This window comes from Pelagimonas sp. (genome assembly GCF_050633425.1).
GTDB lineage: Bacteria > Pseudomonadota > Alphaproteobacteria > Rhodobacterales > Rhodobacteraceae > Pelagimonas.
The window spans coordinates 205845-232365 of record NZ_JBOEGM010000020.1 but is presented as its reverse complement, the minus strand read 5'-3'; the positions used below and the strand labels follow the sequence as shown (position 1 = coordinate 232365).

Here is a 26521-nt window from a genome sequence, read left to right as displayed (position 1 = left end):
AGTGAGCCATGACGACAACGACATTGGGATTAAGGCCGGGGGGCCATAAGCCGGGGCGGGTCTTGCTGATTGGGGCAGGGCCGGGCGATCCGGGCTTGCTGACACGCAGAGCTTTGAGCGCGCTGAAAGGTGCCGATGTGGTGGTCTATGACCGGCTGGTTTCGCCCGAGATTATGGATTTGGTTCCTGAGGATGTGCTGCAGATTGATGTGGGTAAGGCTCCGGGGCATCACAGGTTAACGCAGGATGAAACCAACGCTTTGCTGGTTGATCTGGCGCGGCGTGGGCTTTGTGTGGCGCGGTTGAAAGGGGGCGATCCGCTGATCTTTGGCCGTGGCGGCGAAGAGGCGGCCGAACTCAAGACGGCGGGTGTTGAATTTAAGTATGTGCCCGGCATCACGGCAGCGCAAGGCGCGGCTGCGGCAACGGGCGTTCCGCTGACCCATCGCGGGTTGGCAGCCGGGGTGCGCTATGTCACCGGGCATCGTTGCCAAGACGCGGTGCTGGATCATGATTGGGCCAGCCTTGCCAACGCAGACACGACCTTGGTCGTTTATATGGGCGCGATGAATATCGCAGACATTGCGTCCAAACTGATCCGCCATGGCATGGCATCGTCCCTGCCTGTTATGGCGGTTTCAGCCGCAACAACCCCGCGCCAAACGCAGGTGATTTCCGATCTTGGACATATTGCCGAGGCGGTTGGGCAGGCGGTGCCTGAGGCTCCGTTGCTGTTTGTGATTGGGCATGTTGTGTCATTGTCCCCCACCGCAGCGCAGACCTTGGCGATCACCGCCCCTGAGACGCAGGCAAAGGCGGTGCGTTATGGCTGATCTGAGCGCTTTCATTTGCCCGAAAAGATGCCGGTTTGACCAATCTTTTAGCAGGGGCATTGCCCCCCAGCGTGCCATCCCTGTCCCGTATCCCGTACAAAAAGGAGAGCGTCACGATGATCTCTCGTCTTGATCCAATTGACCAACGTTTGCTCGATGAGTTTCAGCGCGATTTTCCGCTCGTGCCTCAGCCGTTTCAGGAGATTGCAGCGGCTCTTGATCTTAGCGACGTTCAGGTGTTGACGCGGTTGCACGCGTTATTGCGCGATGGGCGGATTGCACGGGTTGGTGGCACGGTGCGCCCCAATACGGCGGGTGCATCGACCCTTGCGGCAATGGCTATTCCCGAAGACCGGTTGGGCGCGGTCGCGGCGCGGATCGGGCAAGAGGCGGGTGTTAATCACTCTTATTTGCGCGAAAACGACTGGAACCTTTGGTTTGTCGCAACGGCTCCGAATGGTGCGGCGCTCGAGGACAGCTTGGATGCAATCCGGCGCGACACCGGGCTTGAGGTCTTGGACTTGCGCCTGCGTCGGCCGTTTAACATTGACCTTGGGTTTCGCTTGTCGGGGGCGCGCAAGACCACGCCGCGCCGGGGGGAGCCCGATGTGACGGCGTTTGAAGAGACAGACCGACCGTTGTTGCATGCTATGTCGCAAGGCATGCCGTTGGTGGCGCGCCCCTATGAGGACATGGCGGCGCATTTGGGATGGTCAGAAGATGGGGTGATTGCGCGGCTGGAAGTGTTGTTGCGCGCCGGAATTCTGACCAGGATCGGCGTGATTGTGCGGCATCGCTCGGTGGGCTGGTCGTCCAATGCAATGGTGGTTTGGAAAGTCCCGGCGGATCGGATGATGGCCGCCGGAGAAGCGCTTGCCCAGCATCCCGGTGTGACCCTGTGCTATGAGCGGGTCACGGTCCCTGGCGTCTGGGAATACAACCTGTATTCGATGATCCATGCGCGGTCGCGCAGTGAGGCGCAGGAGATTTTAAAGACCGCGTCGGCTTTACCCGAACTGGCGGGTATTCCCCATCAACCGCTGTTTTCGGTGCGCTGTTTCAAGCAGACCGGGGCGGTGTTGCAAGACCGAAGAGAAAGGGCCGCCTGATGCGCCGCAAACCCCTGGCCCCTGAGGCGTTGGATGCGATTGACCGAGAGTTGATCAATCGGCTGCAAGATGGGTTTCCGCTGTCCCATCGGCCCTATGCCGAGGTCGGGGAGACCTTGGGTATTACTGAAAGTGATGTGTTGGATCGGCTTGCCAATCTACGCGAAATCGGTGCGATCACCCGGTTCGGGCCGTTTATTGACGCTGCAGCGATGGGCGGGGCGTTTTGCCTATGTGCCATGGCGGTGCCGGGGGAAAGATTCGAAGAGGTCATGACTTTGGTCAATGCCCACAAGGAGGTGGCGCATAATTATGAACGTGCCCATCACCTGAATATGTGGTTCGTTTTGGCCTGTGACCAACCGAGCGGCATTGACGAGGTGGCGGATCGGATTGAGGCGGAAACCGAGATTGAGGTGAAGCGCTTTCCGAAACTCAAAGAGTTTTTTATCGGCTTCAAGGTCTCGGCATGACGATTGACACACTCGACCGCAAAATTTTGGCGGCCACTCAGGGCGGGTTGCCGTTGACGGCGCAGCCCTACGCCGAGGTGGCGGGTTGGCTTGGGCTTGAGGAAGCTGAGGTTGTGGCGCGGATCAGCGCCATGATCGAGCGCGGTGTGATCCGCCGGATCGCCGTGGCTCCCAACCATTATGCGCTGGGCATGGTGGCGAATGGCATGTCGGTTTGGGATGTCGACGATACGGTGTCTGAAGAGTTGGGCGCACAAATCGGTGCTCTGGACTTTGTCAGCCATTGCTATCTGCGCCCGCGCGCCTTGCCGGAATGGCCCTATAACCTGTTTGCAATGCTTCATGGCTCGACCCGAGACGAGGTTGAGGCGCATCGCGCCGAGGTGATTGCCATTTTGGGCGATGCCTGCCGATCCAACGATATTCTCTATTCCACGCGCATTCTGAAAAAGACCGGAATGCGCCTGACCAAAGGACGTTCCTGATGTTCCGTCTGTCTCAATATATGCAACAGTTGAAAACCCCGACACCGGTGCGGGTGCGCCGTGGATCGGGCGGGGTGAAACCGGTGGTGATCTGGAATATGACCCGACGCTGCAATCTGAAATGTCGGCATTGCTATACAACGTCGGCCGATGTTCAGTTCCCCGGTGAGCTGAACCATGAGCAAGCGATGGGGGTTTTGGATGATCTGAATAGGTTCAAAATTCCGGCCTTGATCCTCTCGGGTGGGGAACCGCTGTCGCGGTTTGATTTCTTTGATCTTGCCAAGCGCGCGCGGGAATTGGATTTTCGGTATCTGGCGCTTTCGACCAATGGCACGAAACTGACCGGGGATGCGGTGGCCAAGGTGGCGGACCTCAACTTTGATTATGTCGGGATTTCCATCGACGGCGTCAAAGACTTCAACGATTGGTTCCGCGGCCAAGAAGGGGCCTATGACGAGGCGCTGCGCGGTATTCGCGAATGCAAAAAGCGCGGGATCAAAGTGGGTCTGCGCTTTACCATCACCGAAGACAGCGCCCACATGTTGGACGATATGCTTGATCTGTGTGATGCAGAGGGGGTTGATAAGTTTTATCTTTCCCATCTGGTCTATGCGGGACGCGGCGACAAACATCGTGGTGATGACACAGAACACAAACGCACCCGCAAGGCGATGGATACGCTGATTGCGCGCGGCTGGGATGCGCTTCAAAGCGGCAAGCCTTTGGAGCTCGTGACCGGGAACAACGATGCGGATGCAGTGTATTTCCTACGCTGGGTTCAAGATAATTTCAGCGCAGCCGAGGCGGCACAGGTGCAGGCGCATCTGGAAGCATGGGGTGGGAATTCATCGGGTTTGGGGGTCGCCAATATTGATCCGCTGGGCCGGGTGCATCCTGATACCTATTGGTCCGACTACACCATCGGCAATGTCAAATCGACACCCTTCACCGAGTTGTGGACAGGTGATGATCCGATGTTGGCGACCCTGCGCCAACGCCCACGTCCCTTGAAAGGTCGCTGCGGAGAATGTGCGTTTAAGCAGGTTTGTGGTGGCAATACCCGCATTCGGGCATTGCAAGTGACGGGGGATCCTTGGGCCGAAGACCCGGCCTGTTATATGGCCAACCAAGAGGTTGGGATTGACGATGGAGCTGGCGACGGGGTGGTTGTGACGCCGTTTCGGGGCAAACGCCACGATCCGAAACATCAGTTCTTGTGAGGTCTCGGTGTTTGTGACCTCAATTGGGGCATACAATACGATTTGCCGGTGCCAACCGGACCAAGGGCGGCAATTGGCGTTGAAGAGGCGGGCGCGGCAGCTATATCCAAGGGCGACGCGCCAAGGACAAGCCACATCATGACTCATTCCGCCCTGATCGTAACCCACGGCAGCCCATCGGATGCCGAGACCCAAGAAAACGCGCTGGCCGCATTGGCGGCGCAGGTGGCCGGATTGCTGCCGGGCTGGGACATTCGCAGCGCGACGCTGGCGGCTCCGGGGCGGCTTGAGGCGGTCTTGGATCAGATGGATAGGCCGTTGGTCTACCCGTATTTTATGGCGCAAGGCTATTTTACCGGGCGGGTTTTGCCCAAGCGGCTCGAGGCGTATGGCTTGGCCCCAATGGGGCCCTTTGGCGTTGATCCAGCGCTTTTGGACGTAGTTGAGGAACGTCTGTTGGAAGAGTTGAGCGCGCAGGGATGGCGGGCATCGGCCACCGCGTTGGTGGTTGCGGCGCATGGCTCTGCGGTGTCGAAACGCAGCGCAAACGCTGCCAATGATTTTGCCAAAGGGTTGCAGGAGCGGTTTGATTTTCGCGAAATCCGCACCGGGTTTGTCGAAGAGGAGCCGTTTTTGGAGCCCATCGCAACAGGGGCAGGCCAGGCGATGTGCCTGCCGTTTTTCGCCCTTGTGGCTGGGCATATGATTGACGATGTGCCCGAAGCCCTCGAGGCCGCTGAGTTCGCTGGCCCGGTCTTGCCGTCCTTTATCGACTGGCCGCAAACCGCAACGATCATTGCCGATGCCCTGCGCCTCCAAGCCCAACATGATCCGGGAGAGAATGGATGATAGTGCTTCGCAAAACCAGTTTTAAACTCAAGCTGATCTTGTACCCGTTTGTCGCGGCAGCGCTGGCGATCAACCTGTTTATGCTGTTTTTGCTAGGTCAGGCGGTGGGTCTCCCGGTGATGCCGCCGCTTGTTGCGCTGATACTCGCTCTGCCTTTGGGTATCCCCGCCAATTACATGACAGCACATTGGGTTCAGGGGCTGATCAATGAAGGCGAAGGGCGGGTGTGATCTGCGCGTTCGGATCAGACAAGCCCACCCCAAAGAAGCCGCAACGCTGAGCGCGCTTTCGATGCGATCAATGCAATCAAATGGCTATGACGACGCGTTTATGGAGGCGTGCTGCAAAGAGCTTTTGATCACCGAACAGCATTTTGAAACGCGGGCGTATTGGGCTGCGGAGGCGAAAGGTATTGTCGGTGTCATCGGTTTGGAGCCGGACACGGACGGCCCGTCGGGAGAGGTCTGCGCGTTGTTTGTGGCACCGGACCAAAAGCGACAGGGGCTTGGGCGCTTACTCTGGGACCATTTGATTGGTCAAGCAAAGGCGAAGGGGCTTCACTGTGTCTGGCTGGATGCCGATCCGGCTGCTGTGCCGTTCTATGAGGCGCTGGGGCTGCGAACGGTTAAGGCTGTTCCATCAAGATCGATCGCAGGGCGGGTCTTGCCGCAGATGGTGTTTGACCTGGGAGAAGATCCTGACGGCCATGGGCAAACCGTCAGGTAACGACACGACAGGCAAGGACAGTGCGCCAAACGACAGCCGTTAAAACACAAGCTCAAATAAAAACAGGCCCGCAAGAACAGGCCTGTTTTGTGGTATCTATTGGCGCGTTACGCGGCTTGGAAGTGGGTCACCGACACCGGAAGCGGGCGGTTGGCCACATAGCTGAACAGCGCTGCCATATCCTGTTGATCGCTGACTGAGGCAAGCCGGGACCATACCGCCCGGAAGAACAGCTCGCAGGTTAAGTGCGTGAAGTCATGCGCCAAGGCAGATGGATCGGTGGCCGATTCCATGGTGGCACGGGCGTTGCGCCACGTATCGCGCAGAGCGAGTATGTCGGCGTTGTCGGTAAGCTCGCCAATCAGTGCGTCAAACCCGTCAGGGCCTGCGCCCCCGCGCGTCTTGAGACCTCGTGTCGCCGTCGCGAGTTCGTGAATGGCATTGGCCCCTTCGTAGATCGAAGTGATCCTTGCATCCCGCCAAGTCTGGGCGACGCGGTATTCGGTCAGATAGCCGTAGCCACCAAGGATTTGAATGCCAAGATCAGCGGAGCGTATGCCCGCTTCTGTGCAAAAAACCTTGCAAAGCGGTGTCAGAAAATCGACCAACGCCGGTCGGTCCTTTTTCTCAAGCTCGACCAAGGTGATATGGGCCATAGCACGCGCGCCAAGGGCGAGACTGCGCTGTTCGGTCAGCATCCGTTGGACATCGGCATGGTCCGACAGAACCGCCGGCGCGCCATTGGGCTTGCGCCCCTGAACACGCTCATCCGCATAGGTTTTGGCAATGGCATAGGCACGCGATGCATGGGCAACGCCTTGCAGCGAGACGTCAATCCGCGCGTGGTTCATCACTGTGAACATGGCCGCCAACCCGGCCCCCAGCTCACCGACAAGTTCGGCAGGAGTGTCCTGAAAGGCCATCTGGCAGGTGGGCGAGGCGTGCAGACCTAGTTTTTCCTCAATCCTTGTGATTGTGATCGTCTCTGCAGCCTGAGATTTGGATGTCAGGAACAAGGATAGGCCTTTGACCCCTTCTTCGCGGCTGCCGGTCCGGGCCAGAACGAGGTGGAGAATGTCGTCAGACATGTCCTGATCGCCACCGGAAATGAAGATTTTCTCGCCCGACAGGGTCCATCCGGTGTCGGTCTGTTCGGCCTTGCTGCGTATGCCCGACAGATCAGAACCCGCGCCCGGTTCGGTCAAAGCCATTGTCGACAAGGCCTCACCGGCAGCCAGACGCGGAATCCAGTTTTGCTTTTGCGCCTCGGTGCCAAAGCGCATCAAAGTGGCGATGGCACCGGGAACAAGATTGCAGACCATGCTCATGGCGTGGTTGGCACCAGAGAACACTTCGGAAATGGCGGCAGCGATAAGGTGGCCTTGCTCCATTCCACCGAAGGCCTCGGGCGCGCTCAGTCCTTGCCAGCCCCCTTCGGCCAAGTCTTGGTAAGCTGCGGCAAAGCCATCTGGCATCGTGACTTTGCCGTTCTCCAACCGACATCCCTGCGCATCACCGCTTTCGTCGATGGGGGCGATCACCCCCTCGGCAAACGCGGCGAAATGGCCAAGTATTTCGCCTGCCAGATCCGCATCCCAATCGGGTAGAGCATCAGCACCCGATACGTGATTGAGCGAAAACAGAATATCGTCAACGGGCGCTGAAAACGGCGTCATTTCATCAGACCCAACAAACGCGCGGCGTTGTTTTTGATGATGTCTTCGCGCAGGTGGTCTTTGATGTCGATGGCTTCGAAATCCGAGAGCCAGCGCGCCGGGGTGATCATCGGCCAGTCAGAGCCAAACAGAACCTTCTTTTTCAGGATGGTATTGCAGTAACGCACAAGAATTGGCGGGAAGTATTTCGGCGACCAACCAGACAGGTCAATGTAAACGTTTGGCTTGTGCTGCGCGACGGAGAGCGCCTCTTCTTGCCATGGGAATGACGGGTGCGCCATGATGATGTTCATGTCGGGGAAGTCCACGGCGACATCGTCAAGATACATGGGGTTGGAGTATTTCAACCGCATGCCATTGCCACCGGGCATGCCCGAGCCGACACCGGTTTGGCCGGTGTGAAACAGGCCAATGGCGTTATGTTCGGCCAGCAGTTCATAGAAGGGATAGGCCATGCGATCATTTGGGAAAAATCCCTGCATGGTTGGGTGAAATTTGAACCCTTTGATGCCGTGCTCTTCGATTAGGCGACGGGCTTCGCGTACCGCCATTTTGCCTTTCCAGGGGTCGATGGAGGCAAAGGGGATCAGAATGTCACTGTTGCGGGCCACCTGTTCGATGACTTCATCGTTGGAAAAACGCCGATAGCCGGTTTCACGTTCGGCATCGACGGGAAAGATCACCGCCGCAACATTCTGTTCGCGAAAATGCGCTGCAGTTTGATCGATTGTGGGCTGCACGATTTTGGCACCGAAATATTCGGCCATGCGTGCCTGCAAATCGTCATAGCCATCGTCAGAATGGCAGCCGCAGGGTTCTTCGGCATGGGTGTGAATGTCAATCGCGCGGATTTTAGAAAGATCTACCATGGGTCAGGTCCGTGTCTATGAGGTCGATTGGGGCTTGCGAATATCAGTTAGGGCTTGGATCAGACGGGTCCGAGACTCGTCGTCAATGTTGGCAAGCATTTGATTTTCATGGGCTATGACGGCTTCGAGGGCTTGGTCATACAAACGTCTGCCGGCCAACGTCGTTTTGAGCGCATAGGCGCGCCGGTCGGTCGGAACCCGATCACGTGTGATCAAATCTCGGCCTTCCAGCTCGTCAACGATCACCACCAGATTGGGGCGCTCAATCCCCATCGCCTCGGCCAGTTGCGCCTGGCTGAGACCGGGGTTGTCGACGATCAAAACCAGCGCCGTATAGGTCAACATCCGCAACCCAAAGGGCTTGAGCGTTTGGGTCAGGTCGGCCTGAATGATGTTGAACGTCCGTTTCAAATGATAGCCAACGAAACGGCGCAACGTTTCATCGTTGACCTTCGGCGCGGTGGTTTGAGGTTTTTCGGTTTTCTGTTTCATCACTTTACCGGAAGACGGGCGCACGTTTTTCCAGGAAGGCCTTGAGACCTTCTTCGGCATCCGGTGTGGTCTGGGACAAGGCGGCGGCCAGCGATTCCGTAAACAGGCCATCCGATTGCGACATGTCGTTGATGCGCGCGATGGACTGGATCATCAGATAGTTTGACAAGGGCGCATTTCGCGCGATTTTGCCAGCCAGTTTTTGCGCCAGTTCAAGCGCTTCGCCTTCGCCGACCGAATAATGTGCCAGACCCAGATCCAAGCCTTCATCGGCATTGTATTTGCGGCCTGTCAGCATCATTTCGGTCATCCGATCCGGCCCAAGCAGCCGCCCAACCCGCGCTGTGGCCCCGCCTCCAACAAAGATGCCGCGTCGGCCTTCGGGCAGTTGGAAAATGGTTGAGGGTTCGGCGATGCGCACATGGGTGGCCGACGCCAGCTCCATCCCGCCGCCAATCACCGCGCCAAACATGGCCGAGACCACTGCAAGCCCACCAAACTGGATTTTTTCCATAAGCTGGTGCCAGCTACGCGAATGATAGAGGTTGTCTTCGGCAGAGCGGCTTACGTGTTCTGCAAGGTCCAGTCCGGAACAAAAGTGGCCTTCGGTTCCGGTCAGGATGACAACGCGCACTCCTTCGGGCGGAGCATTGAAGAATGCAGAGATCGCCTCCAGCAGCTTTTCGCACATGGCATTGCGCTTGCCGGGGCGGTTCATGGTGAGAGTGGCAATCGGGCCGTCAATGGCGACCTGGACGATGTCTGTCATATTCATATTTCCTTAGCGGGGCGGCAGGCTGATTGCGCTGTCTTGTCTATGGGGTGTCACGTTTCAGATCTGATCAGAGCGGATGCAGTTGCATATCTTGAGGAGGGGGAGCCCCGCATCCACCCGGCGCTGAACAGGTCGGCATTTTCGTACATGGCCATCTGATCGGGGTCTATGTTTGTCAATGGACCCACAGTGCTGTCGATCGGCATGGTGTCTCCTCCGGTTGCATCAGTCTTCGATCTTGGGCGTCTTTCAGAATTCTTGCCCGGTGTTCTAACAGGTATTCTTACAGTATCCCGCAAAAAGGGGATAGACAATAATAGATATGAAGCATAACTAATAATTTGACAACCTATTTTAGGGAGGGTTCAGCAATGACATCGCAAAATTTACCTTTGGATGGCCAGTTTTGGGCACCGGAATTTACATATGACACGTTGGAAGACGGGACCGTCTACATGCGTCAGGTGGAAGACTTGCCCGATCACCTACCGGTTTTGGCCGACTATCTGGACAAGTGGGCTGATACCACGCCTGACCGCGCCTGGATTGCCCGCCGCGCAAAAGACGGGAGCTGGACCCGTATCAGTTATGCCCAAGGGCGTGACCAAGCGCGGGCCGCAGGGGCGGCGCTGTTGGGGATGGGACTAGGGCCGGATCGCCCGCTATTGATATTGTCCGAAAACAGCCTTGAACACGCGGTGTTGGGCATTGCGTGCGCCTATGTCGGTATTCCCTATTCCCCCATTTCCCCGGCCTATTCCTTGGTGTCGAAAGGCGCCGAAAAGGCCAAAGGGATCGTTGATACCTTGAACCCCGGCGCGATTTTTGCAGATGATGGGGCGATGTTCGCAGAGCCTCTTGGCGTTTTGGCCAGCGGTGATTGTCAGGTGATCACTGCGCGCAATCACATTGCCGGCGCACACGCCTTCGACGATCTGATCCAATGCGCACCAGATGCCGCAGTGGCCGCCCGCTCGGCGCTGACGCCAGATACCGTTGTGAAATACCTCTTTACATCCGGGTCGACCGGATCGCCCAAAGCGGTGATCAATACCAACAAAATGATCTGTGCAATGCAGGCTATGGTGCGCGACAGCTACCGCTTCTTGGAAACCGAACCGCCAGTTGTCTTGAACTGGGCCCCGTGGAACCACACGGCGGCTGGCAACAAGATCTCTTATCTGGTGCTGACAAATGGCGGCACCTATTACATTGATGACGGCCGCCCTGTTCCCGGCGAATTTGACGAGACTCTGCGCAATTTGCGCGAGATCGCTTGTACCTGGTATTTCAACGTGCCGATTGGTTATGACAAGCTGGTCAAAGAGCTTGAAACCGATCAAGAGCTTGCTCGGGTGTTCTATTCCAAATTGCGGATGCTGTTTTACGCGGGCGCGGGCATGGCGCAGCACACCTGGGATCAGTTGATGGCGATCGGCAAGGACGTCACCGGACGGGATGTTTTGCTGGCCACTGGGCTTGGCTCGACCGAAACCGCGCCATTTGCTTTGGCTTGGACCGAACCGGAAAAAACCGCTGGGAATCTAGGGGTGCCTGCGCGCGGGCTTGTGATGAAGCTTGTGCCTTCGGACGGGAAATTGGAGCTGCGGCTTAAGGGGCCGTCGATCACTCCGGGCTATTTAGGGTCGCCGGAAAAAACTGCGGAAGTGTTTGACGAAGAAGGGTTCTATTGCATGGGCGACGCATTGCGCCCCGTGGATCCAGATGATTATTCGCGTGGATTTTTCTTTGATGGGCGTGTGGCCGAGAACTTCAAATTATCGACTGGCACGTGGGTCTCAGTTGGCGCGGTGCGTTCCAAACTTGTGGATGCGATGGGGGGATTGGCGCGGGATGCGGTGATCGTCGGAGAAAACCAAGCCCAACTCGGCGCGCTGCTTTGGCTGTCGCCCCTGGCGCATCAAATGGCCCCGGATGAGTTGAATCAGGCCTTGGCGGAACGGATCAGCGCCGCTGCTAAAACAGCAACAGGATCCGCAAGCCGGGTGCGTCGGGTCCTGCTTTTGGCGCATGAGCCTAGTCTGGATCGGGGTGAAATCACCGAAAAAGGCAGCCTGAACCAACGGGCGTTGCGCACGCATAATGCCGAGGCGATTGACGAGATGTATCGTTCAGACGAAGGGGTTTTCATCGCCTAATCCACAGCATTGGAACTAAATCGTCGGGCAGTGTTAAGAGGTCAGCAAGATTCACTAATCATTGTGTGGACCAACTAATCAATAGGCCCAACGATGACTGACACGATGCAAAATACGCCTCCCATCGGGGAGGGCAAAGGTAACCATTTGCGCAAGCGGGTGTTTTTCGCTTTGGCGGTTTTGTTGGTTCCTTTGGTGTTGGCAACCGTGGGGTCGGTTGTTTTCCACCGGTCCGCCGCGCTCAATGCCCGCTATACCGTTATATTGAGCCAGCTTTTGGAAAGTATGGCCCTGATCGACGGGCAAATCGCATTGATCGAAGCGGAGCATGAACACGCTCACCATATCTCAACCACGAGTTTTGAAGACGCTCTCGGGTTTTATGGCGCCTTGCGCGCTGCGGATCCGGACGGCGATGAGATTATGTCAGAAGGGGTGTCGTCGGTGCGGGCAGCCCTGTCTGAAAGAACGGCCCAAGCCGGGATTGATCCAATTGGCCTAAGTGCCGAGCTGGGCTTGCTCGGCACTGAAATGCCTGAAGAGTTGGCAGCACTTTGGGAAGAAGATGAAGCTTGGACATCAGCTTTGGGAAATGCCCCCTCGCTTGAAGCGGCCTTTGGTGACATTTTGTTACATGCCGCAACGGTATTGGTTGATGGGGCCCGTGACCACGAAGCAGTCGAACAATATTGGGCAGCCAAGAGTAAACTGTCCGATGAACAATTGTCTGGTGTCACTGCGGTTTTGCGACGAAATTCAATTCAGGCCGGGCAAGCACCGATCATTCTAGCGCTCACCGTGCTTGGTGCCGTGCTCATTGCGGCGGTTTGTGCCTGGGTTTTTGTCATCAAACCTTTGATCAATGAGGTTGTCCATATTCAAGGGGCCTTGAAACGTGAGGCGGCTGCAGCCAGAGCGGCAGATATGGCCAAAACACAATTTCTCGCAACGATTAGCCATGAATTGCGGACGCCGATGAATGGGATTATCGGGGCCGCGCAGCTTTTGGAACATGCCGAGCTGGAAGAAGAAGATTATGAATTGGTGGAAATTTTGCGCTCTTGTGCCGACGGTCAAATCGCCCTTATCGATGAGATCTTGACGTTTGGCGAAGTTGAGGCAGGGGCTGTCCGTTTGGTCAATGAACCCGTTGATGTTGTGAAGCTCATCCGGGATTCCACCAGCTTTGCCACCTTTACCGCGGACAATAAAGGGCTTGATCTTGAGGTCTCTGTTGACCCGGATTCACCTATTGTTATGGGGGACGCAAAGCGGTTGCGGCAGGTGATTGTCAATCTCGTCGGCAATGCGATCAAGTTTACCGAAACAGGCAAAGTGAGTGTGGCCGCAACGATCGAGCCCGCTGAGATGTCTGGTGATGTGACGTTCCGGGTTGTTGTGTCAGATACCGGACCGGGCATTGCCCGAGAACATCGCATCCGCATCTTTGAACGGTTTACACAAGGTGATAGCACCTCCAGTCGAAAAGCGGGGGGGACCGGGCTTGGTCTTGCGATTGCACAGGGAATTGCCCGCGAGGCCAAAGGCGACATCACCGTTGAAAGCGAACTGGGAGAGGGGGCGACATTTACCTTGGTCATCCCCACACAGATCGCCAATGCCGATCATAATAAGAATGACGACGAAAGGAATGCAGCATGAGTGAGATTCAGATTGGCGACATTCAGCCACGCATCCTGGTTGCCGATGACGAACCAATAAACGTCAAAGTTCTGCAAAAACTGCTGAAGCATTGTGGATTGTCGTGTGAGGTGGCGCGTGACGGTCTGGAATGCATCGAGAAAGCGGAAACCGGGCACTATGATGTCATTCTCATGGACATCAATATGCCCAATATGGACGGTGTTGCCGCCACCAAACAAATTTCACAAATGCTTGCGCCGGAAGGTCCGAAAGTGATTGCTGTAACCGCCAATGTCTCAAACGCGCAACGGGCGGAATGCGATGGCGCGGGCTTTTCTGGATTTATTCCAAAACCGGTTCGGCTGGACACATTGAAAGAGGTTCTGGCGTCAAATCTCAATTAGGCGGACCGGGGCTGAAGTTTTTATCCCTTTTGCAACCAGCGCCCGGCGGGTTTTCATCGTCAAACACTACCGCAATGCGCAGCGCTGCAAGACAGACTATGCGGCTTTTCGTCGGGCATGGACCCAGTCGCCCAGCTGATCTAGATCGGCTGGCAATTGGGAGGCGGCCCCTCCGGTGAAGTCAAGAAAGGCCTGAAGGTTAAGCCCATTTGTGCCAACAAGAACAGTAATCCCCTGTTCGATTGCCGCAGCAATGACCTCGCGAAAGCCGCGCCCATCTGCTTCGTGTTTGCCAAATTTATTAACGATAAGAATGTCTGCGCCTTCGAGCCTGGACAGGGTCGCGGCGACGGCATGTTCCAACGCATCGGGATCAAGCTGACACCCGCGTGAGTTGGGCCCGAGGTTTTGCGAAATGCGGATTATGTCACCATCCGGCAGAACCCGCACATCCATATCGCATTTGTGGGTGTCGACACGCGCAGTGTTCGTCTGCGTGGTCCCCACAACTTTGAGACCATCAGCCAAAAGCCGTGCTGCAAGATCAGCCAATACAGCGTTCACGTCGACGCCAATTTCGGATTTAAGATAAGCGATAGGCATCAGCAACCTCGTAGTGAAGGGCCCCCCATAGGGGCGCCCTTTGGGCCTGTCGTCAATCGGTTACTCATTTGCGAGATGACTTTTGATCGCCTCTGAACTTTGAGCAAATGCGCGACCCTGAGCAGGTGTGATTTCGCCCTTGGCATCCAGTTCGGAGACAACGTTTTCGTAATGTTCCAAATAGTTGGCCGGAAGATCGTGGGCGATACCCTGGTGGCAATCAATACAGGTTTTACCCTCGTCGAGCGCCTTTTGGTGATTTTCGGCCGCGCGATTTTCCTGCTGGGTAAAGTCCATATAGTCAAAGTTGTGACAGTTGCGGCACTCTTTTGAATCGGTCTTTTTCATCCGCGCCCATTCGCGCGATGCCATGACCGAGCGGTGTTCGCCAAACTTTTCGGGTGTGTCGATCACATTGGTGATGAAGTGGCCATACAACTCCTTTGAGGCTTGGATTTTACGGATCATCTTGGGCCCCCAGTCCTTGGGGACGTGACAATCGGGGCAGGTGGCGCGTACCCCAGAGCCGTTGTTTTGGTGAATGGTGCCTTGATATTCCGCGTATACATTCACTTCCATTTCGTGGCACGACACGCAGAACTCTTCGGTGTTGGTCATCTCAAGAGACCAGTTAAAACCGCCCCAAAAGATGACCCCGGCGACAAAGCCGCCGATCAAAATACCGCCAAAAGAATAGACAGCTGAAGGGGTAAAGAACCTCTTGATCAATCCCATGAGGCCGGTGCGCGATGCGTTTTGGTCAGACATAAGTCAGCTCCTCTGCGCGGTTTAGTTCGAGGGTTCAAAGAGGTTGTCGACCAGCGCGGGGGCGTCGGCCTGCGGCACGTGACACTGGGTGCAGAACCAGCGAGTGCCGGCAACACTGTCGAGCTGTTCGCCGTCGCGGCCCATATAATGGGTCATCGACAGGGTCGGCGCACCGCGATCACCAGCGCGAGTCCAGTCGTGGCAGGTCAAACACTGGTTGGCGTTCAGGTCGATCTGGTATTGCGCGGTTGAATGCGGGATCAGCGGGGGCTGTTGACGATAATTGCGGGTGAAGCGACCGCTATCGTCTTGGCGATGGACATCATCAACCGCAACAGGTTCGTCAATATCGGCACCGCGTAGCGATTGAACGCTGGATTGCTGGGCGAAGGCGACGCCACCAACCAACAGGGCTGAGACAGTCAAGGCGACAATCGGGGCGCTGATAAGGCTATGCTTTTTCATATCATTTCTCCTCTAGGTGCCCGTTGGGGCTTGCTCAGGCCGCCTTGTCGGCCTTTGGCGCAGGGGTTGGTTTTTGACGCGTGCGCCCGGAGGCGGGCGTGTCGTCGAAACGGTGGGTGAATTGGAAGACATCGACTGCGCAAACGTCTATGCAGCGTCCGCAATTGGTGCAGTCGGGGGATAAAATCAGGGGGGGGTCATTGTCGGAGCCGCGCAGGGCCGGGGTGATGACTTGCATTTCGGGACAGACGGCAAAGCAATCCATGCAATCGTCGCAGGCCTCGCGGTTGTTGGCGGTGACGTGCAGAACCGAGCCGGTGCCAAGCAAGCTGTAAAAGGCGCCGACCGGGCAAAAATGGCCGCACCAGCCCCGACGCGATACCGCGACATCAAACAGAAAGACAGCAAGGACAAAGGCCCAGGAAAGGCCGACGCCAAAGATCAAACCGCGATGTAACATGCTGATTGGGTTCACAAACTCCCAAGCGATGGTGCCGGTGAGCATCGAGACGATCAAAACCATGCCGAGCACATAGTAACGGGTCTCTTTCTTTGGTTGCCAGCCTTTGGTCATGCCAAGTTTGTCATGCAGCCAATGCGCGCCGTCGGTAACAGGGTTGATCGGGCAGACCCAAGAACAATAGACGCGGCCGCCGATGAGCGCGTAGGCAACGCCAACGAGCAGCGCGCCGATCAAGGCGGTGAGTTCGGGCCAATGACCGGCGAACATACCTTGGGTGGTGATAAACGGGTCGGTGAGCGGCAGGAAATTGAAGGTCAGAGAGCCGGAGAGATTGCCCTTGACCCACCATATGCCGAACCATGGGCCTAGAAGGAAAAGGGCGAGGAAAAACAACTGGCTGGCGCGGCGCAGCAATAGGAACCTATGGGCGTTAAGCCAGCCTTTGTCGCGGATCGCCTCATATCCTACGGGGAGTTTTGTCTTGTCGCTCATTGGCTTGCCCCCCCGGTTCCGGGCAGTTTGAAGCCCGAGGTGAAGCCGCCCTCCATCGAGGGATCAGGGAGATCACCGGGCAGATAGCCACCGGGCGCAGCAAGGTTGTCGGTGCCCGAACCGGGCAGACGGTCGGGCAGGTCGATGAGTTCATCCACCAGCGGGTCGTTTTCTTCCCAACCGAGCTTGTAGTGATCGGCGGAATGGGCCTGTGCGATGCGTTTGGGCAGCACTTTGATGGCGCTTTCATCGGGCAGCACACAAGATTTTTCGCATTTGCCACAACCGGTGCAGGCCTCGGAATGCACAACCGGCATAAAGATCGCATGAGCGCCGGAGCGTTGATTGGTGCGCAGCTCAAGAGTGATGGCCTTGTCAATGACAGGGCAGACGCGGTAGCAGACGTCGCAACGCAACCCTAGGGCGTTTAGGCAAGCCTCTTGGTCGATCAAAACCGCAACGCCCATATCGGCATCGTCGATGTTGGTGAGGCCTTTGTCCAGTGCACCAGTGGGGCAGGCGACGACACATGGGATGTCTTCGCACATCTCGCAGGGCACATCGCGGGCGGTAAAAAACGGGGTCCCTGTGGCCGTGCCATCAAGCCCAAGTTGGGCGAGGCTCAGCGTGTCATAGGGACAGTCGCGGACACAGAGCCCGCAACGGATACAGGCCGCCAGGAAGTCGCTCTCCTCAAGCGCCCCTGGCGGACGGATGGCTTGCGCTGGGAGCGCACGGGCATCCGAAATAAATTGCGTCAAACCCATGCCCGCCAATGCGCAGCCAGCCACACCGCGCGTCGCATCCTGAAGGAAGCGACGCCGATCCATTGGCCTTTTGCGTTGCGGGGCGGACATGGTCTTTACTCCAAAAGTCAAATGGTTGGAAGGGAGGGGGCAAGGGTTTCCAGCCCAGAACGGATGCGTTTGCGCATCGCGTGCTGGAATGATCCTTTGTGTGATGGGCCTTAGGCGCGTTCGATTTTACATGCACATTTCTTGAAGTCGGTCTCTTTTGAGAGCGGGCAAGTGGCATCTAACGTCAGCTTGTTGGTAAGCTGACCTTCGTCGAACCAGGGCATGAAGACAACGCCGCGTGGCATCTTGTTACGGCCACGGGTTTCCACCCGCGACAGAACTTCACCACGACGGGTCGAGACGTTGATCTCTTGACCGCGACGCAAGCCACGATCCTTGGCGTCTTCGGGGTGCATGAACACCACAGCAGACGGGAAGGAGCGGTGCAGTTCGGGAACCCGGCGGGTCATCGACCCTGAATGCCAGTGCTCAAGAACACGCCCAGTGACGAACCATAGGTTGTACTCTTCATCAGGCTCTTCGGCGGCAGGTTCAAATGGGGCGAAGATGATATTCGCCTTGCCATCGGGTTTGCCGTAGAATTTGACGCCTTCGCCTTCCTTGACGTAGGGGTCATAGCCTTCGCGGAAGCGGTACAGGGTTTCCTTGCCATCCACGACAGGCCAGCGCAGGCCGCGCGCCTTGTGATAGGTGTCAAAGTCGGCCAGATCGTGCGCTTTGCCGCGACCAAATTCGGCATATTCTTCGAACAGGCCTTTTTGGACGTAGTAACCGAAATGTTCGGATTCGTCGTTGGCAAAGCCTTCGGCGGTTTCGGACAGCGGGTATTTGTTGACCTTGCCGTTCTCGTAGAGGATCTCGTAGATGGTTTTGCCACGATATTCCGGCTGCTGCGCGATCAGCTCTTCGGGCCAGACATCTTCGACCTTGAAGCGTTTGGCGAATTCCATCACCTGCCACATGTCGGATTTGGCGTCACCCGGTGCATCCACCTGTTGGCGCCAGAACTGGGTGCGGCGTTCGGCGTTACCATATGCGCCCTCTTTCTCGACCCACATGGCAGTGGGCAAGATAAGGTCAGCGGCCAGTGCGGTGACGGTTGGGTAAGGGTCGGACACGGTGATGAAGTTTTCGGGGTTCCGGTAGCCCGGGAACCCTTCTTCGTTCATATTCGGCGCGGCTTGCAGGTTGTTGTTACACTGCACCCAGTGACAGTTCAGATCACCGTCCTTGAGTTTGCGGTGCTGCAACACGGCATGGAAGCCGGGCTTGGGCGGAATGGTGCCTTTGGGCAGCATCCATTTGTCTTCGGCGAAGTCACGGTGTGCTTCTTTGGCGACAACCATATCGGCGGGCAGACGGTGGGCAAATGTGCCGACCTCACGCGCTGTGCCACAGGCGGATGGCTGACCTGTGAGCGAGAAGGGCGAGTTGCCCGGTTCGGAGATTTTACCGACCAGAAGGTGGACGTTGTACATGAGCGAGTTGACCCAGGACCCACGTGTGTGCTGGTTAAAGCCCATGGTCCAGAGCGACATAACCTTGCGATTTGGATCAGCATATTGCTTGGCCAGACGTTCGAGTTTAGCAGCAGGAACGCCTGAGAGTTCTTCAGCCTTTTCAACGGTATATTCCGAAACGGCTTCGGCATATTCTTCAAAGGTCATGGGGGTCAGTTTGCCGGACCCAGAGTTTTCGGCGTCTTGCTCCAATTGGTGGGTTGGGCGCAGGCCATAGCCGATATCGGTGGCAGTTTTGGTGAAATTGACGTTCTTTTCAACGAACTCTTTGTTCACGGCACCCGTCTGGATGATGTAATTGGCGATGTAGTTCAGGATCGCCAAATCCGACTGCGGGGTGAAAATCATGCCATTGTCGGCAAGCTCAAAGGAGCGATGTTCGAAGGTCGACAAAACATGCACTTCTGAGCCCGGCTTGGTCAGACGGGTGTTGGTGAGGCGTGACCACAAGATCGGGTGCATCTCGGCCATGTTGGAGCCCCAGAGCACAAAGGTATCGGCGTGCTCAAGATCATCGTAACAGCCCATCGGTTCATCAATGCCAAAGGTGCGGATAAAGCCGACAACCGCCGAGGCCATACAGTGGCGGGCGTTTGGGTCGATGTTGTTGGAACGTAGACCGGCCTTCATGAACTTGGCGGCGGCATAGCCCTCCCAAACGGTCCACTGGCCCGAGCCGAACATGGACACGGCGGTTGGGCCTTTTTTCTTGATTGAGTCTTTCCACTTTTCGGCCATGACGTCGAAGGCTTCGTCCCAGCTGACCGGCTCGAATTCGCCTTCTTTGTCAAAGACACCGTTGGATTTGCGCAAAAGCGGTGTGGTCAGGCGGTCTTTTCCGTACATAATCTTGGACAGGAAGTAGCCCTTGATGCAGTTCAAGCCGCGGTTCACCGGCGCTTGGGGGTCACCTTGGGTCGCAACGACGCGGCCTTCTTTGGTGCCAACCAAAACCGAACACCCTGTGCCACAAAAACGGCAGGCGGCTTTGTCCCAGCGGATGTCAGGGGTTCCGACTTGGGCGGCGGCGGTGTTGGGCAAGGTGATGCCTGCAGCCGAGGCGGTGGCGGCGGCGGCCGATGCCTTTAGGAATTTCCGACGATCGGTTGTCAGCGGATCAGTTTTTGTTGTCATGGCTAGGCCTCCTCAGAGCACTGGCGCGGCGGCCTGATTGGCACGCGGGGCAGCAGTGGGCGCTTCGTTGAGCGGTTCAAAATGGTGATAGGTAAGCGTGACAGTCAGCACGCCGGGGATCTGGTGCATGTCCATGATCTGGTCAGAGGCGAATTTCTCGCCCACATCCTCGACGGTGACGACAATGCGGCCCTCTTCATGGGCATGAACTTCGCCGCCTTCTGTCGCTTCGATGGCTTTGATGACACTGTCGGCCATGTTGGGCATCACATGGACAAGGCAACCGCAAACATTCAGCATGATTTCGCCTTTCCTTCTGGGTTGGAGCTTTTTTTGGTGAAGAACGTGATCGAACCTGAGGGGCAGGCAGCCGCGCAGGCCCCGCAACCGGTGCAGGCATCGCTGTCGAATTGCGCCTCAGAGCGGCCCCCGGTTTGCAGTTTGAACCGGATCGCCTGGGCATCACATTGGTCTTCGCAGGTGCGGCAGGTGACGCCATTGGCGGAGAGACAGGTCTTATCGACGCCTGCGCGCCAGTCCCAGCCATCGGCGTAATCAATGGCCTTGGGGGCGCAGACTTCAGCACAGACATTGCAAAAAGTGCATTCCGCGACGCTCAGATCAACGGTGGGCAGGCCGTCTGTGTCAAAACTGATGATGTCTTGCGGACAGGAGACCGCGCAGTCACCGCATTTGGTGCAGGCGTCTTCAAAGGCCTCTTCGTCCAAGGCACCGGGAGGGCGCATGGCGAGCGGTCGGTTGATCCGTCCGGTGAGAAAAGCGCGTCGTTCTGGCTGATGATGCATTGGTTGCCCCATTTTGGCTTGGGACAAGCTCTACTCTTGTGCAAAATCAGGAGATTTGACTTATGTCATGTCTCTGGATGTATATTTTGTGTCACAAGCATTTGATTATATTCGAAAAATAGAATTTCGTATATCATCATGGAAACGCATACTATTTAAGCTCCTACGGGAAACGTGCGTGGAAAATGTTTTTTTTGAATATGGACACAGTTTTTTTGAGGGCGCGCAATTCGGCCGTTTTGCAGAAAACTTAGCTGTGGTTGAAAAAAGATTCTGGGGTCTTTGTTGGGAAAATCAGTCTGCCAAACGTCTTGTTGGCAAACTGACAGGGGTGTCGAAGACGAGCTTATAACCGCCGCGCGGTTTGGGTGATCACCTTCAGCGCCTTTTCGATATCGTCCCGGCGCATATCAAAGGCTCCGGCTTGGAAACGGATGGCATAGGTACCGTTAACCCGTGTTTGGGTGAGGTAAATCTCTCCATCGGCGTTGATGGTCTCAAGAAGCGCCTGTGTCTGCGCCTCGCCCGAGGTCAATCGGAACGAGAAGAGCGACAGGATCGGATCGGTGACAATCTCAAACCCGTCGGTTTCGCGGAGGTGATCAGCCAGCCAAACGGACCAGTCCACATGGTTGCGGATCACTGAGCGCAGCCCGTCGATGCCATGAAACCGCATGAGAAACCACAGTTTCAGCGCGCGGAACCGGCGTCCAAGCGGGACGGACCATTCGGAATAATTGATGATCCCATCTTGGCCATGGGTTTTGAGATATTCGGGTTGGATCGCCAACGTTTTGACCAGAAGGTCAGGATCGCGCAGGAAATGGGCCGAACAATCAAACTGTGCCCCGAGCCATTTATGTGGATTGAAAACGATCGAATCCGCAGCTTCGACGCCGTCCCACAGGGGCCGGAATTCGGGACAAATCATTGCTGCTCCGGCCCAAGCCGCGTCGATATGGGTGAACAGATCGTGGGATTTGGCGACACGGATGACGGCGCGCAGGTCATCGCAGCTGCCGGTGCTGGTGCCGCCGGTGCAGGCGATAACACCGGCCGGGGTCAAACCCGCCGCGATGTCGGATTTGATTGCAGCATCCAGCGCGGCCGGATCCATGGAACGCATTGGGCCTTTGGTTGGAATGCGCACGAGATTGTCCGAGCCAATACCAGACACCCAGAGTGCGCGGTCGATAGAGGTATGCACTTCGCCCGAGCAATAGATGCGCAGTTGCGGGCCGGACTTTAGCCCGGCGATGTTGCCCTGCCAGTTCAACGCGCGCTCGCGCATGACCAGCACGGCGGCAAGCGTGGCGGATGAGGCACTGTCTTGGATGACACCGGTAAAGGTTTCTGGCAAGCCAATGGCAGTGCCGAGCCATTCCATCATCCGTGTCTCAAGCTCGGTCGCGGCAGGCGAGGTCTGCCACAACATACATTGCGCCGCCATCGCCGAGACGAGATATTCGGCAATGACGGAAACCGGGGCGGCATTGGCCGGGAAATAGGCAAAAAAGCGCGGGTGCTGCCAATGGGTCATGCCGGGCAGGATCAGGTTTTCGAAGTCATCGAAAATCGCGTCCATGTCCTCGCTGGTTTCGGGCGGGGCGCTGGGGATGGCATTGTAAATGCTACCGGCGGGGGTTTGGGCGCGGACAGGTCTGTCGCGCAGGGTTTTGCGGTAATCCACCCCCCATTGCGCGGCACGATTTGACCATTTTTCGAAATCGAGAGGGTCCATGACCTGTCCTTTTGTTGCCCTAGGGGGCGATGATAGGCGAAGCGGCTATGTCGCTATCGCGCGTCTCGGCATCTGTAAAGCGTGTGCCATGTTCGAACCAGGATTTTGGAGCCGGAGCCCCCCAGAGAGTTTGGCGCTGGGGATCTGTGAGATCCCATTTGATCGGCTCAAGATCGGGGTCAACGGTTTGATAATCCGAGCAATAGATTTCGATCCGGTGGCCATCAGGATCAAGCACATATAGGAAAAACGCGTTGGAAATTCCGTGACGACCGGGGCCGCGTTCAATATTGTCGACATAGCCGGTCGTGGCCATCAGATCGAGCAGGTCGATAATATTGAGCGGGGTTGGCACCCAAAAGGCAACATGGTGCAGACGCGGGCCAGTGCCGTTGGTAAAGGCCATGTCATGCACGCCACCTTTGCGATGCATCCAAGCCGCCCAAAGGCGCTTGCTGTCTTCATCCTCGGTGTATTCGGTGACGCGAAACCCCATGCTGTTGTAAAAGGCAACTGAGGCATCGACATCGGGGCTAAAGCAATTGAAATGGTCAATCCGCAGCGGTTTGACACCATTATAGAGCGCATATTTCTGATGAATTGACGGCAAACGATCCATCTTGTGATAGAATTCAAGCGGGATGCCGAGGTTGTCTGAGGTCAGCAAAGTGCGGCCCTGGTAGGGGCGGATGACCCATTGGGTGGGGCGGCCTTGGGCTTGAAACCAAGCTTCGGCACGATCAAGGTCGGCTTCGTCATAGGTTTTGAACCCGACTGCATCAACGGTGCCCGGTGCATCGGATTTTTGCAGGACAAGACAGTGATGGCCGCGCTCTTCCATGGCACGCAGATAGACATGCGTCTCGCTTTCATCTGTGATCTGCAAGCCGAGCGTGTCGCAATAGAAGGCCTTTGACGCGGCGAGGTCAGAGACATTTAGATAGGCGTGGCTAAGGCGTACCGTGTTGAAATCGGGATATAGATTAAACTCGGGTAAGGGCACGGTTTCCTCCTGCAGTGTTGTTCACATGTTAACAGTTGCCACGTTAAGCAATTTGGTTGCAACTCGTCAATCCCTTCCATTAACATGAAAAGCATTCTAGGTTGCGCGCAAATTGAATATGGCAGGTTTCATGACTGGTAGACCCGAGCTTCCTCCGACCTCCAGGTCGCTTCCGATCTCATTGATCCGGGCGCGCGAACATATCATGGCACCGATCCGCAAAATGCTGGCTGAAGAAGGCATTACCGAACAGCAATGGCGGGTGCTTCGGGTTTTGGCTGAGAACGGCTCCATGGATGCGACCGAAATTTCGGAACAGGCGTGTTTGCTATTGCCTAGTCTGACGCGGATTGTCCGGGCGATGACTGAAAAAGGTCTTGTGACGCGGGAACAGGATAAAGACGACCGCAGGCGGCAGAATCTGGCTATTACGGTGGCGGGACAAGAGATTATCGACCGTAATTTACAGGAAGCAACGCGGATTATGGATGTGGTTCGAGACCGGTTGGGGGAGGAGCGTCACGAAGCCTTGATCGACGCATTGATCACCCTGTGTGAAGTTGAGTGAGCCGCATGTCCCAGACAATCCGACACCCCGAAATACTCGATATTGCGCGGCGCGAAGGCAAAGTAACGGTCGAAGGGCTAGCGGCGCATTTTAACGTGACGCTGCAGACCATCCGCCGTGATTTGACCGATTTGGCCGATGGCGGTCAGTTAGAGCGGGTGCATGGTGGCGCGGTTTTACCTTCGGGCACCACCAATATTGGTTATGAAGAACGGAGGGTTTTGAACCCGGATGCCAAGGCGGCGATTGCCCGCGCCTGCGCCGAGCAAATCCCCGACAATATTTCACTGTTCTTGAACATTGGCACCAGCACCGAGGCTGTGGCCCATGCCTTGAAAGGGCATCGCAACTTGATGGTTGTGACGAACAATATGAATGTTGCCAATATCTTGGCGGGTCATTCTGGGTGTGAGATCGTGGTGACCGGTGGCAGTCTGCGGCGCACCGATGGTGGTTTGGTCGGCAATCTGGCGGCCAACACGATCAAGCAATTCAAGGTCGATTTGGCGGTGATTGGCTGTTCGGCTTTGGATCAGGACGGCGATTTGTTGGACTTTGATATCCAAGAGGTTGATGTGAGCCAGACGATTCTACGTCAGTCGCGCAAGACGTTTTTGGTTGCGGATGGGTCAAAATTCACCCGCACAGCGCCCGCGCGGATCGCATCGCTCGCCGAGATTGACACGTTTTTCACCGATACAGCGCTGTCTGCGGATTTGGCGCAGCGCTGCTCGGACTGGGAAACTGGGGTGGTTGTCGCGCCGGAAGGCGTGCAAACTGCATAGGCGCCGGAAGGCGTGCAAGCTGCATAGGCGTCGGAAGGCGCGCAGGCTCAATACGTGCTCGCAGGGGGTCAACAGAATGCGGGCACCAGTGTTGGCCCACTTTTGCTGCTGATGGATGGGCTGTGAGCATACTCTGACATGTGGCGCGACATGTTTCGGATCGGCTTTAGACCGGGTCGACCAAGGCCGCGCCGCTGATGGACTTCACGTCTTGAAAGGCGCGGATGCCCCAGAGTCCAGCTTCCCGACCGTAACCAGATAGGCCTCGTCCTCCAAAGGGCGCCCCGTCTTCGCGGCTGATGCCGTTGACCTGCACCATGCCAACACGCAGGGATTTCGCAACGCGGTCCGCTCTGGCGGGGTCGGCGGTTTGGATATATCCGGCAAGTCCGTATGGCGTGGCATTGGCGAGGGCGATGGCCTCCTCTTCGCTGTCAAAGGGGGTCATGGTGAGCACGGGGCCAAAGATTTCGTCTTGGAATAGGGGGGCGTCGGGCGGCACGTCGGCAAAGACGGTGGGGCGGGAATAGTATCCTGTTTCCAAATGGTTGGGTCGCCCTGTGCCACCTGCAATCAAGCGCATGCCCTGGGTTTCTACGCCCGCGATGAAGGCTTGGACCTTGGCGTATTGGCTGGCACTGATCTGCGGGCCGATATGGGCACCCGACAGGTGAGGGCGGTCAACTTGGGTTGCGTCGGCGATCTGTGCGGCCAAAGCAACCGCGTCGTCATAGATGTCGCGGGCGATCAACATGCGTGAAGCGGCGTTGCAGGATTGTCCTGCGTTGCGGAAGCAATGCGCAAGCCCTTGGGTGAGCGCCGTCTCCAAATTGCAATCTTCAAAGAGGATGTTAGCGGATTTTCCGCCCAATTCCAAAGTGGTACGGGTCATCCGCTGTGCGGCTTCGGCGGCGATGAAACGCCCTGTTTGGGTCGAGCCGGTAAAGGAAACCACGTCGATATCCGGGCTGGCGATCAGAGCCGCGCCGATGTCACTGGCCCCGGTGATCAGGTTGAACACGCCGGGGGGCAGATCGGCGGCGTGGATGGCCTCGGTCAGGATTAACGCGGTCCGCGACGAGAGCTCCGAGGGCTTTAGAACCATGGTGCAGCCCGCGGCCAAAGCGCCGCCGAGTTTAAGCGCGACCTGATTTAGCGGCCAGTTCCAAGGGGTTATCAAACCGGCCACGCCCAGAGGTTCGTAGCGCAGGCGGTGATCGGGGTTGGTTGTCAGGGGGCGGTCCTGAGGCCGGGTGGTCATGGCGCGCTCCGTTGCGCGCAGATGGGCGAGCGCTGCAGAGACCTGAGCGGAGCGGGCAAAATCAATCGGCGCACCGAGTTCGCGGCTAATGCATTGCGCCAAATCTTCGGCGCGGGCCTCGATTTGCGTAATGACCTGGTTCAGCGCGGCGCGACGGGTCAACAGATCAGAGCGCCCCCAACCGGCTTCAAAGGCCCGGCGAGCGCTGGCGGTTGCGGCATGACAGGCGTCAACAGAGGCACAGATCAACTCGGCATCTTGCGCTTGGGTATCGGGATTGATGAGGGGGCGTTTTTCGCCATCGGCCTGTCGCCAAGACCCACCGATGTAAACCTGATCAAAGACCGTCATTTGGCCTGCTCCCCTGTTAAAGCCCG

General features: G+C 56.9%; 29 protein-coding genes. 14 read left to right on the top strand and 15 right to left on the bottom strand.

Annotation, left to right across the window (positions count from 1 at the left end; all coding sequences use genetic code 11):
• Window positions 1–8 precede the first annotated feature (8 nt).
• From cobA to ACRBB0_RS16840, 8 genes are all read left to right on the top strand, one after another.
• On the top strand, window positions 9–833 hold the full coding sequence (gene cobA / locus ACRBB0_RS16875) for a uroporphyrinogen-III C-methyltransferase (protein WP_431375618.1): 825 nt from the start codon (window positions 9–11) through the stop codon (window positions 831–833).
• Window positions 834–868: 35 nt separating this feature from the next.
• The gene (gene ahbB / locus ACRBB0_RS16870) at window positions 869–1942 is read left to right on the top strand and encodes a siroheme decarboxylase subunit beta (RefSeq protein WP_431375617.1); all 1074 of its coding nucleotides are present in this window, start codon (window positions 869–871) and stop codon (window positions 1940–1942) included.
• Complete coding sequence (locus ACRBB0_RS16865) at window positions 1942–2415, top strand: Lrp/AsnC family transcriptional regulator (protein WP_431375616.1); 474 nt, start codon at window positions 1942–1944, stop codon at window positions 2413–2415. The genes ahbB (ACRBB0_RS16870) and ACRBB0_RS16865 overlap by 1 nt, the downstream gene beginning before the upstream one ends.
• Window positions 2412–2900 carry a siroheme decarboxylase subunit beta gene (gene ahbB / locus ACRBB0_RS16860; RefSeq protein WP_431375615.1) on the top strand — a complete coding sequence of 163 codons (489 nt, stop codon included), beginning with the start codon at window positions 2412–2414 and terminating at the stop codon, window positions 2898–2900. Before ACRBB0_RS16865 ends, ahbB (ACRBB0_RS16860) begins: the two co-directional genes overlap by 4 nt.
• Window positions 2900–4123 carry a heme d1 biosynthesis radical SAM protein NirJ gene (gene nirJ / locus ACRBB0_RS16855; RefSeq protein ID WP_431375614.1) on the top strand — a complete coding sequence of 408 codons (1224 nt, stop codon included), beginning with the start codon at window positions 2900–2902 and terminating at the stop codon, window positions 4121–4123. Before ahbB (ACRBB0_RS16860) ends, nirJ begins: the two co-directional genes overlap by 1 nt.
• Window positions 4124–4261: 138 nt before the next feature.
• Window positions 4262–4972, top strand: coding sequence for a CbiX/SirB N-terminal domain-containing protein (locus ACRBB0_RS16850; RefSeq protein ID WP_431375613.1), 711 nt, complete (start codon window positions 4262–4264; stop codon window positions 4970–4972).
• Entirely contained in the window at window positions 4969–5202 is a 234-nt protein-coding gene (locus ACRBB0_RS16845; protein ID WP_431375612.1) for a hypothetical protein, read from the top strand. Before ACRBB0_RS16850 ends, ACRBB0_RS16845 begins: the two co-directional genes overlap by 4 nt.
• Complete coding sequence (locus ACRBB0_RS16840; RefSeq protein WP_431375611.1) at window positions 5180–5698, top strand: GNAT family N-acetyltransferase; 519 nt, start codon at window positions 5180–5182, stop codon at window positions 5696–5698. Before ACRBB0_RS16845 ends, ACRBB0_RS16840 begins: the two co-directional genes overlap by 23 nt.
• A gap of 107 nt (window positions 5699–5805) precedes the next feature.
• On the opposite strand, the gene ACRBB0_RS16835 is transcribed toward ACRBB0_RS16840, so the two are convergent.
• The 4 genes from ACRBB0_RS16835 to ACRBB0_RS16820 are packed head-to-tail and all read right to left on the bottom strand — an operon-like array spanning window position 5806 to window position 9504.
• Window positions 5806–7374, bottom strand: a complete 1569-nt coding sequence (locus ACRBB0_RS16835) for an acyl-CoA dehydrogenase family protein (protein ID WP_431375610.1) — start codon at window positions 7372–7374, stop codon at window positions 5806–5808.
• On the bottom strand, window positions 7371–8243 hold the full coding sequence (locus ACRBB0_RS16830) for an amidohydrolase family protein (protein WP_431375609.1): 873 nt from the start codon (window positions 8241–8243) through the stop codon (window positions 7371–7373). The genes ACRBB0_RS16835 and ACRBB0_RS16830 overlap by 4 nt, the downstream gene beginning before the upstream one ends.
• Window positions 8244–8258: 15 nt before the next feature.
• Window positions 8259–8735 carry a MarR family winged helix-turn-helix transcriptional regulator gene (locus ACRBB0_RS16825; protein ID WP_431375608.1) on the bottom strand — a complete coding sequence of 159 codons (477 nt, stop codon included), beginning with the start codon at window positions 8733–8735 and terminating at the stop codon, window positions 8259–8261.
• A 4-nt stretch (window positions 8736–8739) separates the two neighbouring features.
• On the bottom strand, window positions 8740–9504 hold the full coding sequence (locus ACRBB0_RS16820) for a crotonase/enoyl-CoA hydratase family protein (RefSeq protein ID WP_431375607.1): 765 nt from the start codon (window positions 9502–9504) through the stop codon (window positions 8740–8742).
• A gap of 377 nt (window positions 9505–9881) precedes the next feature.
• On the opposite strand from ACRBB0_RS16820, the gene ACRBB0_RS16815 reads away from it, so the two are divergent.
• From ACRBB0_RS16815 to ACRBB0_RS16805, 3 genes are all read left to right on the top strand, one after another.
• Window positions 9882–11669, top strand: coding sequence for a feruloyl-CoA synthase (locus ACRBB0_RS16815; protein WP_431375606.1), 1788 nt, complete (start codon window positions 9882–9884; stop codon window positions 11667–11669).
• Between the two features lie 93 nt (window positions 11670–11762).
• Window positions 11763–13331 carry a sensor histidine kinase gene (locus tag ACRBB0_RS16810; RefSeq protein ID WP_431375605.1) on the top strand — a complete coding sequence of 523 codons (1569 nt, stop codon included), beginning with the start codon at window positions 11763–11765 and terminating at the stop codon, window positions 13329–13331.
• Window positions 13328–13717, top strand: coding sequence for a response regulator (locus ACRBB0_RS16805; RefSeq protein ID WP_431375604.1), 390 nt, complete (start codon window positions 13328–13330; stop codon window positions 13715–13717). Before ACRBB0_RS16810 ends, ACRBB0_RS16805 begins: the two co-directional genes overlap by 4 nt.
• Before the next feature lie 96 nt (window positions 13718–13813).
• On the opposite strand, the gene ACRBB0_RS16800 is transcribed toward ACRBB0_RS16805, so the two are convergent.
• From ACRBB0_RS16800 to napF, 8 genes are all read right to left on the bottom strand, one after another.
• Window positions 13814–14320, bottom strand: coding sequence for a DUF2478 domain-containing protein (locus ACRBB0_RS16800; protein WP_431375603.1), 507 nt, complete (start codon window positions 14318–14320; stop codon window positions 13814–13816).
• A 60-nt stretch (window positions 14321–14380) separates the two neighbouring features.
• Window positions 14381–15088, bottom strand: a complete 708-nt coding sequence (locus ACRBB0_RS16795; protein WP_431375602.1) for a NapC/NirT family cytochrome c — start codon at window positions 15086–15088, stop codon at window positions 14381–14383.
• A 21-nt stretch (window positions 15089–15109) separates the two neighbouring features.
• Entirely contained in the window at window positions 15110–15553 is a 444-nt protein-coding gene (locus ACRBB0_RS16790; protein WP_431375601.1) for a nitrate reductase cytochrome c-type subunit, read from the bottom strand.
• A 34-nt stretch (window positions 15554–15587) separates the two neighbouring features.
• Window positions 15588–16508 (bottom strand): quinol dehydrogenase ferredoxin subunit NapH, encoded by a 921-nt coding sequence (gene napH / locus ACRBB0_RS16785; RefSeq protein WP_431375600.1) that lies wholly within the window; start codon window positions 16506–16508, stop codon window positions 15588–15590.
• The gene (gene napG, locus ACRBB0_RS16780; RefSeq protein ID WP_431375599.1) at window positions 16505–17365 is read right to left on the bottom strand and encodes a ferredoxin-type protein NapG; all 861 of its coding nucleotides are present in this window, start codon (window positions 17363–17365) and stop codon (window positions 16505–16507) included. Before napG ends, napH begins: the two co-directional genes overlap by 4 nt.
• Before the next feature lie 110 nt (window positions 17366–17475).
• A complete protein-coding gene (gene napA, locus ACRBB0_RS16775; protein ID WP_431375598.1) occupies window positions 17476–19980 on the bottom strand; it encodes a nitrate reductase catalytic subunit NapA in 2505 nt (834 codons plus the stop codon).
• Window positions 19981–19992: 12 nt separating this feature from the next.
• Window positions 19993–20280, bottom strand: a complete 288-nt coding sequence (locus ACRBB0_RS16770; RefSeq protein WP_431375597.1) for a chaperone NapD — start codon at window positions 20278–20280, stop codon at window positions 19993–19995.
• Complete coding sequence (gene napF, locus ACRBB0_RS16765; RefSeq protein ID WP_431375596.1) at window positions 20274–20786, bottom strand: ferredoxin-type protein NapF; 513 nt, start codon at window positions 20784–20786, stop codon at window positions 20274–20276. The genes ACRBB0_RS16770 and napF overlap by 7 nt, the downstream gene beginning before the upstream one ends.
• Before the next feature lie 178 nt (window positions 20787–20964).
• Between napF and ACRBB0_RS16760 the strand changes: the two genes are divergently transcribed.
• Window positions 20965–21138, top strand: coding sequence for a hypothetical protein (locus ACRBB0_RS16760; RefSeq protein ID WP_431375595.1), 174 nt, complete (start codon window positions 20965–20967; stop codon window positions 21136–21138).
• Here ACRBB0_RS16760 and ACRBB0_RS16755 read toward each other — a convergent pair.
• Both ACRBB0_RS16755 and hpaD read right to left on the bottom strand, forming a co-directional pair.
• Window positions 21133–22527, bottom strand: a complete 1395-nt coding sequence (locus ACRBB0_RS16755) for a pyridoxal phosphate-dependent decarboxylase family protein (protein WP_431375594.1) — start codon at window positions 22525–22527, stop codon at window positions 21133–21135. The genes ACRBB0_RS16760 and ACRBB0_RS16755 overlap by 6 nt on opposite strands.
• A 19-nt stretch (window positions 22528–22546) precedes the next feature.
• Window positions 22547–23530, bottom strand: coding sequence for a 3,4-dihydroxyphenylacetate 2,3-dioxygenase (gene hpaD / locus ACRBB0_RS16750; RefSeq protein WP_431375593.1), 984 nt, complete (start codon window positions 23528–23530; stop codon window positions 22547–22549).
• Window positions 23531–23660: 130 nt separating this feature from the next.
• Here hpaD and hpaR point away from each other — a divergent pair, with 130 nt between their 5' ends.
• Both hpaR and ACRBB0_RS16740 read left to right on the top strand, forming a co-directional pair.
• On the top strand, window positions 23661–24098 hold the full coding sequence (gene hpaR / locus ACRBB0_RS16745; RefSeq protein ID WP_431375592.1) for a homoprotocatechuate degradation operon regulator HpaR: 438 nt from the start codon (window positions 23661–23663) through the stop codon (window positions 24096–24098).
• A 5-nt stretch (window positions 24099–24103) separates the two neighbouring features.
• Window positions 24104–24883: a DeoR/GlpR family DNA-binding transcription regulator gene (locus tag ACRBB0_RS16740; protein ID WP_431375591.1), complete on the top strand. Its 780-nt coding sequence runs from the start codon at window positions 24104–24106 to the stop codon at window positions 24881–24883.
• Window positions 24884–25049: 166 nt separating this feature from the next.
• On the opposite strand, the gene ACRBB0_RS16735 is transcribed toward ACRBB0_RS16740, so the two are convergent.
• Complete coding sequence (locus tag ACRBB0_RS16735) at window positions 25050–26495, bottom strand: aldehyde dehydrogenase family protein (protein ID WP_431375590.1); 1446 nt, start codon at window positions 26493–26495, stop codon at window positions 25050–25052.
• Between the last annotated feature and the right edge of the window lie 26 nt (window positions 26496–26521).